Origin of the sequence: Gemmata algarum (assembly GCF_034097035.1) — a bacterium.
Lineage (GTDB): Bacteria > Planctomycetota > Planctomycetia > Gemmatales > Gemmataceae > Gemmata > Gemmata algarum.
In genome coordinates this window covers 21,752-34,811 of the sequence record NZ_JAXBLV010000229.1, presented here as the reverse complement: position 1 = coordinate 34,811, position 13,060 = coordinate 21,752, and the positions used below count along the sequence as shown (strand labels likewise).

10 protein-coding genes, 1 tRNA gene and 1 pseudogene are annotated in these 13,060 nt (G+C 66.7%); 6 read left to right on the top strand and 6 right to left on the bottom strand.

The features are described from left to right. Window positions 1-35: 35 nt before the first annotated feature. From R5W23_RS28485 to R5W23_RS28475, 3 genes and pseudogenes are all read right to left on the bottom strand, one after another. Complete coding sequence (locus R5W23_RS28485; protein WP_320689304.1) at window positions 36-1,436, bottom strand: IS4 family transposase; 1,401 nt, start codon at window positions 1,434-1,436, stop codon at window positions 36-38. Between the two features lie 963 nt (window positions 1,437-2,399). After that, a tRNA-Lys gene (locus R5W23_RS28480) sits at window positions 2,400-2,472 on the bottom strand. Window positions 2,473-3,024: 552 nt separating this feature from the next. After that, window positions 3,025-3,803 (bottom strand): annotated as a pseudogene (locus R5W23_RS28475) (M90 family metallopeptidase). Here R5W23_RS28475 and R5W23_RS28470 point away from each other — a divergent pair. Continuing rightward, a complete protein-coding gene (locus R5W23_RS28470; RefSeq protein ID WP_320689303.1) occupies window positions 3,752-5,746 on the top strand; it encodes a glycoside hydrolase family 15 protein in 1,995 nt (664 codons plus the stop codon). The pseudogene R5W23_RS28475 and the gene R5W23_RS28470 sit on opposite strands and share 52 nt — an antisense overlap. A 76-nt stretch (window positions 5,747-5,822) precedes the next feature. On the opposite strand, the gene R5W23_RS28465 is transcribed toward R5W23_RS28470, so the two are convergent. From R5W23_RS28465 to fliK, 3 genes are all read right to left on the bottom strand, one after another. Then, entirely contained in the window at window positions 5,823-6,833 is a 1,011-nt protein-coding gene (locus tag R5W23_RS28465; protein WP_320689302.1) for an alpha/beta hydrolase, read from the bottom strand. A gap of 555 nt (window positions 6,834-7,388) precedes the next feature. Further along, window positions 7,389-7,658: an EscU/YscU/HrcU family type III secretion system export apparatus switch protein gene (locus R5W23_RS28460; protein ID WP_010035317.1), complete on the bottom strand. Its 270-nt coding sequence runs from the start codon at window positions 7,656-7,658 to the stop codon at window positions 7,389-7,391. A 1-nt stretch (window position 7,659) separates the two neighbouring features. Then, window positions 7,660-9,156 (bottom strand): flagellar hook-length control protein FliK, encoded by a 1,497-nt coding sequence (gene fliK, locus R5W23_RS28455; RefSeq protein ID WP_320689301.1) that lies wholly within the window; start codon window positions 9,154-9,156, stop codon window positions 7,660-7,662. Window positions 9,157-9,275: 119 nt separating this feature from the next. On the opposite strand from fliK, the gene R5W23_RS28450 reads away from it, so the two are divergent. From R5W23_RS28450 to R5W23_RS28430, 5 genes are all read left to right on the top strand, one after another. Next, window positions 9,276-9,626, top strand: coding sequence for a flagellar basal body rod protein FlgB (locus tag R5W23_RS28450; protein WP_010035309.1), 351 nt, complete (start codon window positions 9,276-9,278; stop codon window positions 9,624-9,626). A 20-nt stretch (window positions 9,627-9,646) separates the two neighbouring features. Continuing rightward, window positions 9,647-10,081, top strand: coding sequence for a flagellar basal body rod protein FlgC (gene flgC, locus R5W23_RS28445; RefSeq protein WP_261188703.1), 435 nt, complete (start codon window positions 9,647-9,649; stop codon window positions 10,079-10,081). Window positions 10,082-10,098: 17 nt separating this feature from the next. Continuing rightward, window positions 10,099-10,410: a flagellar hook-basal body complex protein FliE gene (locus R5W23_RS28440; RefSeq protein ID WP_261188704.1), complete on the top strand. Its 312-nt coding sequence runs from the start codon at window positions 10,099-10,101 to the stop codon at window positions 10,408-10,410. Window positions 10,411-10,481: 71 nt separating this feature from the next. Further along, the gene (gene fliF / locus R5W23_RS28435; protein ID WP_320689300.1) at window positions 10,482-12,047 is read left to right on the top strand and encodes a flagellar basal-body MS-ring/collar protein FliF; all 1,566 of its coding nucleotides are present in this window, start codon (window positions 10,482-10,484) and stop codon (window positions 12,045-12,047) included. A 46-nt stretch (window positions 12,048-12,093) separates the two neighbouring features. Further along, the gene (locus R5W23_RS28430) at window positions 12,094-13,026 is read left to right on the top strand and encodes a FliG C-terminal domain-containing protein (protein ID WP_261188706.1); all 933 of its coding nucleotides are present in this window, start codon (window positions 12,094-12,096) and stop codon (window positions 13,024-13,026) included. Window positions 13,027-13,060: the final 34 nt, after the last annotated feature.

Here is a 13,060-nt window from a genome sequence, read left to right as displayed (position 1 = left end):
CGAATGGCACTTCCGTGAGTCACTGTTTGTATCAATTACTCGGTGCCCTTATTGGCTAATAACTCGGCACGTCGTTCGGCGCGGGGTTTGGTCATCCACCAGTCGCTCTTGGGGCGCCGCTTGACTTGCCGCGGCTCGCACCGCCCCGGCCGACGACCGACGCGGCGCCCACCGACCGCATGCAACAACGCCGCGACCTTCTTGTCCCACACGGCACCGGCATTGGTGGACAGGGACTCGCGGAAAGCATTCAACAGGTCCCGGGCACCGGTCATGCTGATCTGACGCGGGCACCGGTTGGGTGCCCGGGCCGCCTGGGCGATCACGTGGCGCACCAGGTTGTACGCCAGCAGGTGGCACCAGATCTCCCGGCGCAGCATCTCGGGCGTCTTCCCGCGGAGCACATCCATGGCCAACGTCTGCTTGATGTCGCGGATCGAAAGCTCGACCCGCCACCGATGGTGGTACAACTCCGCGAGGTCTTCGCGCGTGTGCGCGGTGGGGTCCGTGAGCGTGGTCGCCACGACGACCCCGCGGGTCCGATACCCGGGTCGGTCCACCCGGAACCGGACCTCGCGGACCGTCCGCATTTTCGGGGTGGCGTGATACGCCGGCTTGTCCATCCAAGCCGGACGCGCGGGCCGGTTCCACGTCACCACGTGATCGTCCACGCCGGTGCCGAAGTCGTCGTGCCGGGATTGGTGCAACCGGATGGCGACATCGACCCCGCGGGCCTGCAACGCGGCCAGGAGCCAGTACGAACAATAGGCCCGGTCCGCGACGAACACGTCCCCGGGTTGGAACCGGTCGAGCAACTCGCGCAGCAGGGCCATCTCACCGGCCTCCTTGCCCTTCCCAGGTCCGATGGCGGCCCCGACCAAAGCCCCGGTCGCGAACCCCAGGAGCACGGCCACACGGATCAGAGGGAACCCCAGGCCGGGTTTCTGGTTCGTGTGCTGGGGGTATGTGGCCTGGTTCTCGGGGGTGTCGGGTCCGGACAGGGTCGTGCCGTCACCGAGCAACACCCGCCGCCCCTTCCACTGCCACTCCTTGGGGGCGTGCCGCTCGAGTTCGTCGCCCAGTTGGGTGGCCAATCGGGAGAGTAACGCGACCGGGAGCTTGGCCCGGGCTTTACAGTAGGCGCCCGTGCCCTCGGAACAGGGATCCAATCCGAGGGCGACGCGCAGAACCAGAGCCCGAGCCACCGCTGCGGCGCAGGACTTGGACGTGCTGAGGCACTGGGTGAGGAACGTCCAGAGGGTCAGGGCCGGGGTCCAGACGTGATGACCTTCGGTTGCGAAGTCGACGCCCAGGTCCGCGCCGGCGGCCTGGATCTGGTCGGCCGTGAGCAACGCACGCGCGGGCAGATCGGGAGCCTGTGCGAAGGTGCGGAGGATGGTTTGGAACGAGGGCGTGGGAGCGTGTAAATGAGACATCGAGGCCGACCTCGCCCGAACGACAGCGCGACCAGTCGGAGCGTGGAAGACCTCGATGTTAGTGTTACCGTAGCGGCGGAAGACCCGGTAGCCAAGGCGGCACAGCCGTCACAACACAACTATTCCGGATGCCTCGGGTGTCCCTGGTCGGCTATTGGACCGAACGCCCAAAAAACACCACGGTAGTGCCATTCGTCGGTGGGTTCATGTATCAGGTATCGATTCTCGGGGCGAGTAAGCGGCAGTTCGGAGTCTCGCGCCGGTTAACCCGCGGGTTGTCAGTTCTTCTGACACGACAGCGCCCTTGCGGGTTAACCGGCGCGAGAGCACGAGAGGTTCGAGGAGTGTTCATCTCGGACACCGAACCGGGTTCGAACGAACGGTCGCGTAACCACGCATGTCTGCGGCCACTTCTCACGGAACGCTATGTAGTGCTTACGCAGTTGGACCGGCACAGGATTTGCATATGGTGTGTGAGGAGCGTATCACGTGCAGCATGAGGTCGCCGTGTACCTATTGCGACGACTCGGCACCGGTACCATCGCAGCGGCCGTTCGGGCCGTCGTTGCACGACCCGAACTCGTGCTCGACACGCTTCATCAGCCAGATTCAATCTCTGCGTAGTTCTGGGGGTGTTCGCAACCGGCGTTGAAGAATTTCCACTTGGGCGGTCAGGCGCGAGGCCCGCGATCAGTTCTGCAACGATGCTGTTCTACTCTGCGATCAATTCCGGGGAGTTGTGCTTTCCGAGATACACCGTCCGGTGTTGTCCGCTCGCGGAAAACCGGACGTAGGCTTGATCGGAAGGCTTGTGATGGGCATAGACGGGAACGGATTTTTTCTGCGGCGGCATGGCTCACTCGGGATACGGCGAAGGACTACGCCACTTCCTGACTGATCCGGCCGCACTCCCGAACATCGAGAGGTAAGCTTAACTGCTTCGGCAGAAGGGTTTAGGACCAGTGCGCCCGCTCGGATTCGAACCGAGGACCAAGCGGTTAAAAGCCGCTTGCTCTACCAGCTGAGCTACAGGCGCGCGTCTAGCTGAGTAATTTCTATGTTAGGGAAGCCGGCAGCCGTTTCCAGGTACTTAGCCCCAACTTGCCATTTCTCTCTTCGATAGCTGAGAAATTAAGCATTTCGTTAGATGATTAGTAGCCATCGAGTGCCACTAATCGGTTGGTGAGCGCGTTCGCGCGAGGCATCCTGCCGTTGCGAAACCCGAGAGCGTGCCCGAGTCGGTGCTGCGGCAGGCAACCGTAGTGTTGCCTGCCGCAGCACCGGCGGGTACGGCCGATCGCGTGGGTCGGTCAATTCGGTCAGTCGATCGAGCAGGAGCGGCACGAGCGTCGATCACCTCTAACGGAAGGTCGGCCTGATCCCTGAACACCCGACTTTGCCGACCTCAACCGATACGTTGCCCTGGAAACTTAGGACTACCGGTCAAAAGTCGTCAGGCCAGCAAGCCATAAAGCCGCAAGGCTTTGCCCCTACTAAATTTGTGACTTTACGACTTTCGACGAGCGAGATTCTGACCGAAAGTCCTTACTGCCCGTATGGAAAGCCGCCTAACTTTCGTCGCCACGGCCTACGCCGACCACGCCCACGCAACTGGGTCGAGCCGGTAGTACGCAGCGATTAGCCGGTACAGTTCGGGGTACAGGTTTCGCAGGTCATGCGGGCGACAGAAAAACGCTTCCGTAAGGTCTGCGAAGAACTCCAGTTCGTCGTCCGCGGCGTGCGGGGTGAAGAACAGTTCGGCTTGGTTCGCCTTGACCGCGCGGCGGTGGTCCGCGAACGCGACGCTCATCACGTACTTCCAGCGCGCTTCGAGTTCGCGGTCCCCGAGCCGGGGCGCGCCCCCGCGAGCCCTTCGGCGAAATCGAGCTGGTGGGCGAACTCGTGCAGCACCACGTTGTACCCGCCCGCCGGGTCGCGCCCCTCGTGGAGCACCTCGTCCCACGCGAGCAATACCGTTCCGGTGTAAACGGCTTGACCGCTCGAAATGGTATCGGAGAGGAAGTCGTCCTCCCAATCGTCTTCGGGCCGCGGGGTGCGGAACGTGGTCGGGAACACCACCACCTCGCGAACGGAATCGAAATACCCGTCCTCGCGGCCGAGGAGCAGCAGCGCCGCTTGCGCCGCGATCGTGACCCGCATCTCCTCGTTGACGAACAGCCCGCCGCGGCCGAGCCACTCTTTTTCCGCGAGCAGCACCGTCGTCGCGTCGCGGAGCCGGGCGCGGAGCGGTTCCGGGAGCAGGGCGGCGTGCCCGACGTTCCGCTCGATGATGGCGGCGAAACGCACGGGGAAAGGTGCCGCGAGCAGCTTGCGCCGCCGGCGCCTGCGGAGCCAGGAGAAGATCATGCCGCCATTCTACGCGGGGCGCACGGGCGGGCGCCGCCCGCGGCGCCGGCGTCGGGCGCGCGAGTTGCTCCACGGCCCCGCGCCGCACCGCGTTGTCAGGAGACCGCCGCATGCCGTACCAGCCGATCGAGAACTACGGGGTGATCGGGAACATGCGCACCGCCGCGCTCGTCGGGCTCGACGGGTCGCTCGACTGGCTGTGCCTCCCGCGGTTCGACTCGCCGAGCGTGTTCGGCGCCCTCCTCGACGACCGCAAGGGGGGCTTCTTCCGCATCGCCCCGACCGCCGAGGGCGTGCGGCACAAGCAGTACTACTGGCCGGACACCAACGTGCTGGTGACCCGGTTCCTGCACCCGGACGGGGTCGCCGAGGTCGAGGACTACATGCCGGTCGGGCCGGGCGCGCCCCCCGCCGACCAGCTCGTGCGCCGGGCGCGGGTGGTGCGCGGCCGGCTCCCGTTCTCCCTGGAGTGCCGCCCCGCGTTCGATTACGCGCGGGCGCGGCACGAGACCCGGGTGAGCGAGCACGGGGCCCGGTTCGACGCCCCGGACCTGTCGCTCGGGCTGGCGTCCTCGGTCCCGCTCCGCCCCGACGGGGCCGGCGCGGTCGGCTCGTTCACGTTGGGCGAGGGCGAGAGCGCCACGTTCATCCTGCGGGTGCTCGACCGGGACGCCCCGCAGGGCCGGTGCCCGGGAACCGGCGAGGCCGAGGAGCGGTTTCGCGAGACGGTCGGGTTCTGGCAGCGGTGGCTGGCACAGTGCACATATCAGGGGCGCTGGCGCGAGGCGGTACACCGGTCGGCACTGGCGCTCAAGCTGCTCACCTACGAGCCCACCGGCGCCATCGTGGCGGCCCCCACCACCGGCATGCCCGAGGGCGTGGGCGGGACGCGCAACTGGGACTACCGGTACTGCTGGCTCCGGGACGCCGCGTTCACCGTGTACGCGTTCCTGCGGATCGGGTTCACCGGCGAGGCGGCCCGGTTCATGGACTGGCTGGCGGCCCGCTGGAAGGAGCACGAGTCGCACTGCGGCGCGCCGCTCCAACTGATGTACGCCGTGGACGGCCGGTCCGACCTGACCGAGTACGAGCTGCCGCACCTGGACGGGTACATGGGGTCCAAACCGGTGCGGGTCGGCAACGGCGCGCACGGGCAGTTGCAGCTCGACGTGTTCGGGGAGCTCATGGACGCGGTCTACCTGCACAACAAGTACGCCCGGCCCGTGAGCTACGACGCCTGGGTGTCGCTGCGCGGGCTGGTGGACTGGGTGGCGGACAACTGGGACCGGCCGGACGAGGGCGTGTGGGAGACGCGCGGGGCGCGCAAGGACCACGTGTACTCGCGGTTCATGTGCTGGGTGGCGCTGGACCGCGGGCTGCGGCTGGCCGACAAGCGGTCCCTCCCGGCGAACCGGGCGAAGTGGCTGGCGGCCCGCGACGCGGTGTACGAGCAGGTGATGGCGAAGGGGTGGAGCGAGCGGCGCCGGTCGTTCGTGCAGGCGTACGGGGCGGACAACCTGGACGCCTCCGTGCTGCTGATGCCGCTCACGTTCTTCATGGCCCCGGACGACCCGCGGATGCTGGCGACGGTGGACGCGATCCGGGCGCCGGTGGGGCGGGGCGGGCTGGCCGCGGACGGGCTCGTGTACCGCTACGACTACCGGGCCACGCACGACGGGCTGGACGGGGCCGAGGGGACGTTCAACATGTGCAGCTTCTGGCTGGTGGAAGCGCTCACCCGGGCCGGGCGCACGGACCCGGCCCGGCTGGCCGAGGCCCGGCTGCGGTTCGAGCAGATGTTAGGGTACGGGAGCCCGCTCGGTCTGTTCGCCGAACAGACCGGCACCAGCGGCGAGGCGCTGGGGAACTTCCCGCAGGGGTTCACCCACCTGGCCCTGATCTCGGCGGCGTTCAACCTGGACCGCGCGCTCGACGGCCGGTGAGCGGGCGGTGCGAACCGGCGCGGCCCGTCGGTTCGCACGAGCCGAATCGCCGCACGCCATGCGCCGGCCGGGGCCGTCACTTCTTGCCCCCGGCCGGCTGGCGGAACCCGCGCTCCTCGGCGTCGTTCGGGTCCGTGGAAACCGGGCCGTCCCGCCACAGCCACCGCATCATGTCCGGCAGGATCGCGCCCCCGAACTTCTGCCCGTGGCCGTTCATCCCCCACGCATAGTTCACGTCGTACCCCTTTTTCGTCAGGGCCTTCATCAGCCGCACGTTCTGGTAGAACCAGTCCATCTTCTCGTCGTACTTGCCGGCCCGGACGCCGCGGTTGTCATTGCGGCCGTCGCACAGGTACACGCGGAGCGGCTTCTTCTCCGCCTCTAGCACCTTGTCCGCGTAGGCGTGCCCGCCCCGCAGGTTGACGAAGCTGCCGACGTTGCTCAGCACCTTGCGGAACTGGTTCGGCCGCTCCCACGCCACCGTGAACGCGGCGATCGCGCCGGAACTGGACCCGCCGATCCCGCGCATCTCCGGGTCCTTCGAGATGTTGTAATCCTTGGCCAGCGCGGGCAGCAGTTCCTCGGTGACGACGCGGGCGTACTTGTCGTCGAGCGAGTTGTACTCGGTCGGCCGGTTGGTGCTCCGGTCGCCCCAGTCCCGCGGGGTCGGCTCGGGCTGGTCGGGCTTCCGGCCGGGGTTGATGAACACCCCGATCATGACCGGGATCTCGCGCCGGTAGATCAGGTTGTCCATCACGTTCTGGGCGCGCATGTCGCCCTTCTCGTCCTTGAACGCCTGCCCGTCCTGGAACACCATGAGCGCCGCGGGCACCTTCGGGTCGTACTGCGCGGGCACGTACACCCAGTACGTGTGCTGGGTGCCGGGGTAGACCTCACACGGGAGCGTGAACGGCCCCTTGATCTCGCCCTTCGGAACGCCGTCCTGCGGGAGCGAGTCGGGTCCCAGCCGGTACTGAGAGTCCGGGTTCGGGCGCGGCGCCGGGGGCTGCGCGGTCGCGCGCGTTAAGCTCAGCACCGCCGCCCCGGCGAGCCCGAGGCCGATGGCCCAGGTCAGCGCAGTTCTCATCCGTCAGCTCCGTGCGGCAAGGAAATCACAATTGTGTTCGCCCGGGTCCGCTGCCCCGGGCGAACACGAGTGAACCGCACCACGACACCGACCGCAAGCACTTTCCCGCGCCTCCGCTGCGGAACCTGTAGCGGATCGGGACAAACTGGGGTAGCAACCGCCCGCTGACGCGGGCCGTTCGTCGACTTGGAGTAGGGCTATTCAGCGAGGTGCGAGGTGGGGCTGAAATTCGCCGAGCACGGGCGCGCGATGTGTGCCGAGAGCAAGCCGACCGAGCCGGGCACATCACCCTCGACCGTGCCAAAGTGGGTTTCCAATGAGGGCGGCGATACCCGCGGCAGCCCCGAGTTCTTTTAACGGTCGAGACGAATGGGTCGGAGATGGCCGTTCCCCAGGGCTCCACCGGCCGACGAACTTACCAGCGCAAAAGAATTCTTGGTCCGACCGAAGAAGCAGTTATCGCGGAACCTGATTCCGTATCCTACGAGCCACTGCCGCGCCACGCCTGGACACCCGTAGCCTGGTCGTGAATCCAGTAACTCGTGCACACCCAAATTACCCGCCGGGACGGTTGACGCGGTTCAGAAACGCGAGGATCAGGGCCACCGCGCGGTACACCTCCGGCGGGATCTCCTGGTCCACCTTGAGCCGGCTCAGCACCTGAACCAGCGTCGGGTCCTCGCGCACGGGCACCGCGTTCTTGCGGGCCAGCGCCAAGATCTGCTCGGCGGTGCGTCCCTTTCCCTTCGCCACCACCTTCGGGGCGCGATCCTTGGCGGGGTCGTAGCTCAGCGCGACGGCGCGCTTCTGGTCCTGCTTCGCCATCTCACGCCCTCACATCGAGAAGGGAAGTCGAGGCCGGGCGCCCGGCGAGCATCGCGGACGAGCGCTCGCGGGTCTTCTTGGGCAGGTCGGCGGTCGCGCGCACGTCAAGCAACACTTCCGCGAAGCCGTCAGTACTTAGTTCGGTCCGCAACTCGGGCAGGGCCTCACGCACCCGGTCGCGGACCTCAGACCGATCGAGGTAAATCGCGGCCCGGAACTGACCGCCGCTCAACCCAGCGTCGATCCACGTTTCGCCCAGTTCACTGAGTGGCACGTGCATGAGCATCCGGAACCGCCCGGGACCGCTCTCGCTCTCGTTTTCGTCGCCGGATTGCCCCTCACGCTCGACCGCGAGGTGCAGCGTCCGCCACTGATCGCGATCCGGAAACGGCACCTGAAGGATGTACGGCGTTCCGGTCGCCTGCGCGAGCGTTTGCGTGGCCTGCTGTGCCTCGATACCCTCAAGGGCCGCCCGCGCGGCGGGGAACTGTACCGCCAGTCCGAATTCGCGGGTCGTCTGAATCAACCGCAGCAGATCGCCCTTCAAATCCCCACGGAGGTCGCCGCGCACCTCCGCCGCGGTTTGTCGCGGCAGCGCACCGGCGAGTTGAGGGTCTTCAGCGAGCCGAGCGAGTTTCGCCTCGAACTGGAGGCCGCCGTTTTCGACCAACTTTTGAAGGTCCCCGGCGCTCGGAACGCGCGGCTCGCTCGGAACCAGCGACCGGATCGTTTCGCGAACCGCTTCCGCGGCCTCTCGTACCGCGGCCGGCAACCGCGGGAGAGGCGTTTCGGTCACACCGCCCTTACTGTCCAGAACCGCTTTACCGCCCAGCGCGTCGAAAAGCTTCGCTTCCCCCCGAACGATAACCGCCGTACCCTCCACGAGTTGGGTCAGTTCGGCCTGGAGCGGCTTCAATGCCGCCGTCAGGTCGTTGGTCGGCGTCGCTTGCAACAGCGCGGTTGCCACCGCCACGGGCAGAACCGGTGTTTCAGCCGGGGGACGCAAAACGACGCCGGCAGGTGTCGGAACCACTTCGAGAACGGCCCGGCTCCCCGGGGCCAGGGGCAGAGGAGCCTGCGTCAACGGGTCGCGCGCGGTAGCCGTTTGCTCCTGACCCTCGATCCGCACCTGCACCCGACCGTCTGGGAGCGTGTCAAGAACCTCAACGACCTTCACTTGGGTGGAACCGGTCGGCACCGATTGCACTTCGGGCTTCGGCGCCCGCGGTGGGGTCGTGACTTCGAGAACGCTGCCGCCGGCATTCGGCACCCGCACGAACAGCACGGCACCGGTCTGGAGCCCGATCGGCGGACGGACGGTCAGCGACTGCCCGTTCACGTCCAGCGTCGCTTGGCGCGGGTCTACTTGGGTCACCACCGCCTGGAGCAGCGCGCCGAGCGGCACGGACGCGAGGTCCCCGGCCACCACGCGCACGCTCGCGGCGGTGCTCACTTGGGCCGTCGTGACGGACACGATATCAGCGGGGGTGACTTGCATAAGATTCACTTTACCCCATCTTGAATGCCCGGCGGACCTCCGCTGTCGCGCAATCGCCTGTCCTGCACTGCCCCTATTATCGATTCAAGTTCCGGCCGATTTTTTCCGATTTTACCGATATGAACACCAACCTTCCCGGTCTGAGCGTGCTGACGCAACTCCTGGACGCGTCCGGGTTGCGGCACCGCGTTATCGCACAGAACGTCGCGAACGTGAACACGCCCGGCTACAAGCGCCTCGAAGTGGCCTTCGAGGCCGACCTCGCCAAAGCGCTGGCCTCACCCACCGGCGGCACGCCGGTGAAGCCCCGCGTGGTCACCGGCGACGGCCCCGAGCGGGTCGACGGCAACAACGTGGACATCGACGCCGAGATGAACGCGCTGGCCAAGAACGCGCTGCTCTACCAAGCGGCCACCCAGATCATCGCGAGCCGCGTCGGGACCCTTCGGTCCGCGATCAGCGGCCGCTAGTTCCGAAGGGGGAGTGACCTGTGCCTTTTAACGATCTCTTCGCGGGCGCCGCGATCAGCGGCACCGGCATGTCGGCCGAGCGGCTGCGGATGGAGGTGATCGCGAACAACATCGCGAACGCCAACACCACCCGGTCGGCCAACGGCGGCCCGTACCGCCGTCAAGATGTCGTGTTCGAAGAGGTGCTCGGGGCCGCGGCCGGGCCGTTCGGCGGCCCGGACCTGCGCGGCGTTGTGGCGGTCGAGCGGGTGGAGGACCCGACCGAACTGCCCCGCGTGTACCAGCCGGGACACCCGGACGCGGACGCCGAGGGCTTCGTTCGGATGCCCAACGTGCAGTTGCCCATTGAGATGGTGAACCTGCTGACCGCCACCCGCGCGTACGAGGCCAACTTGCGGGCCGCACAGACCTTCCGCCAGATGAACGAGCAGGCGCTGGTCCTGCTCCGCAGCTAACACACGAGGGACCCGTCATGCCCGTGGATTCGATCGCGACCGTCGCGCCGCTGTCCCGGCTCCAACCGCTGGTGGCGCCACAGGCCCCCGCCGACCCCGCGCCGGGTGGCGCCCCGTTCGCCGGCGTGCTGAACAGCGTGCTGAACGGCAACATTGAGGCCAACCGCGGCGCCGACGCGGCGGTTCAGGCGCTCGCAACCGGGGAAGCGCAGGACCTCCACACGGTCAGCCTCGCGGTGGCGCAAGCCGACCTCTCGTTCCGACTCATCCTCGAGTTGCGAAACCGGCTGACCGACGCGTTCCAAGAAGTGACCCGCATGCAGGTGTGATCCCCGGGCCGCACGACGCGGCCCGCGCTCGGCACACCGCTCCTTCTTTGTCAGACACGATCGGGTGACGCATGGACGTGTTCAACCGCCTCCTCGAACAAGCCCGCGCCTACTGGGCCGGTCTCAGTGCCGGCCGCCGCGTCGGCGTGGCCCTGAGCTTCCTCGGCGCGCTGCTCGCGCTCGGGGCAGTGGTGTACCTCTCGCCCGGGTCGCGGTACACGCCGCTCGGCGCCGGGCCGCTCCCGCCCGAGGACGTGTCCGCAATGCGCACCCGCCTGAGCGGGGACGGGATCCCGTTCCGGCTCGGCAGCGGGGGCACCGTGATCGAGGTGCCGGACGAGCGGTACGCCGAAGCGGTGGTGTCGCTGGCGGGGGCCGGGATCCCGGCCCGCGGCGGCAAAGGGTTCGAGGTGTTCGACGAAACCTCGCTCATGACCACCCCGTTCGTCCAGAGCGTCAACTACCAGCGGGCGCTGCAAGCCGAACTGGCGCGTTCCATCATGCAAATGGAATCGGTGCAGTCGGCGCGGGTGATGATCGCCAAGCCCGAACCGTCCCCGTTTGTTCGGGACCAGAAAACCCCGACCGCCAGCGTGGTCATAAAATTGAAGCCGCGGATGACGATGAACCCGGCCACGGCCAGTGCGATTGTTTCGCTGGTCGCGCACAGTATTGAAGGATTGCGGCCCGAAAATGTCACCGTAATGGAGACCGGTGGGCGCCTGCTGTCCGATCCCAACGCGGCGGCGCGGAGCGGCCTTCCCACGCCACAACTTGAATACATAGAACGACTTGAAACGTATCTCTCGACCAAAGCCGAAGAGATGTTGAGCAAGACCCTCGGCCCCGGTCGGGCGGTAATCCGGGTTAGCGCAGATGTGAACTTCCAGAAAATCAAGGAACGTGTTAAAACCTACTCGCCCGACGGGCGTGTGGGGATCGCGGAGCGGACTGCAAACTCGACCAGCTCGGGAACCCGGGCGGGTGGGGTGACAGGGGCCACAGCGAACATCACCCGTACCGGTGGCACCACCGCTAACGCTGGCAGCGGCGGCGGAACGTCTAAAGAAGAGGTGATCCAGACCGACTATCTGGTCTCCGAAACGCTCCGTGACATTGAAGAGGGTAGCGGAGCGGTGACCCGCTTGAGCGTAGCGGCTCTCGTGGACCTGACCGCTGCCGACGGGCAAGCCGTGATCAGCCAAGCTGACGCGGAAGAAATTATTCGCCAAGCAGTCGGCTTCCGTCCGGGACGCGACAGTGTTACAATCGCTCGCGCTCCGTTGACCGGACCGAACGCCGGGGAGCCGGATGATACGCTCGTGCGGCTTCAGCGGATCCAAACGTATGTGAGTCTCGCGCGGAACTTGAGTGTGGCGTTCGCGGCCGTTCTGTCCTTCTTGGTGATCGGGTTGCTACTGCTCCGCCGCCGGCCGGTTGCCGAAGCCCAAGCGGCGACGGGGACCGAACCTGGGGCTGAGACGGCCGCTCCGACGGGTCCGGTTGCCCCGACCCCGCCGCCCACGACGGAAGAACGACGCAACGCTGAGTTGATCCGGTTCCAGACCATGGCCCGAAACGAGCCTGCCGCAGTTGTGCATGTGCTCAGTGTCATGCTTGGCGAGAAGTCAATCTGAAATGACTCAACGCACCCGCTCGACTTTTGCCCAACTGGTAGCCCGCATGGCTGAGTCTAACGGCGAAGATGCCGCCCTGATGTTGCTCCGAGTGCTGCCGGTGGACGTGGCCGAGAACGTCCTCTCGCAGCTCAGCCTGGAGTCGAGCATGCGCCTGCGCCGGCGCCTCCGCTTGGCCCCCGGCGAGCCGCCCCCCATTGCGGAACTGGACGACGCACTCGCCCAGTTCTTCGACCTGTTGCGGTTGATTCGGCGCCGGGCCGCAATGTCGCCCGATGAGATCGCGGCCGAACAGCCGCCCCCGGCCAACCCGATCGACGAGCTCAAGCTTATCCCCCCGGACCAACTCGCCCGCGCAATGGAGGGCGAGCAGGCCGGGGCGATTTCGCTGATCCTCAGCGCGCTGGACCCGGCCACCGTCGGTCAGATCATCCGCCGGCTCCCCGCGGAGCAGCGGGCGGAGATCGCCCTGCGCATCGCGAAGCCCGGAACCCGCAACCTCTCTCTGCTCCAACCGCTCGCGAAGGCGGTGGTCGAGAAAACGCGGAAGCTCCGAGACGTGCCCTCGGCACCGTCGCAAGAGGAACTGATCCAAAACCTTGCCGACATGCTCCGGTCGTTCCCGCGCAACGACCGCATGCCGGTGGTGCAAAAGCTCGAGCAGGCCGACCCCGAAATCGCCTCGCGTGTGGTCGAGAAGTTGTACCGCATGGAGGACTTGCTCCGGATCCCGGACCGGCAGATCCAGATGTTGCTGGGCAAACTGGACGTGAAAACCGTCGCGGTAGCCCTTAAGGGCGTGGTGCCGACGATCCGGCAGAAGGTAACGTCCAACATGTCGAGCCGGTCGAAGTCGGTGCTTGAGGAGGAGAGCGAGTTGCTCGGGTCGATCGCGGATTCGGTGGTGCGCGAAGCCCAGGGCACGGTCTTGGCCGCCGTTCGCAAGGGCGAAGAGGACGGCCAGATTACTATGGACTGACGGCATCCCCGGAGAAAAAGTACGCGCCGAAATG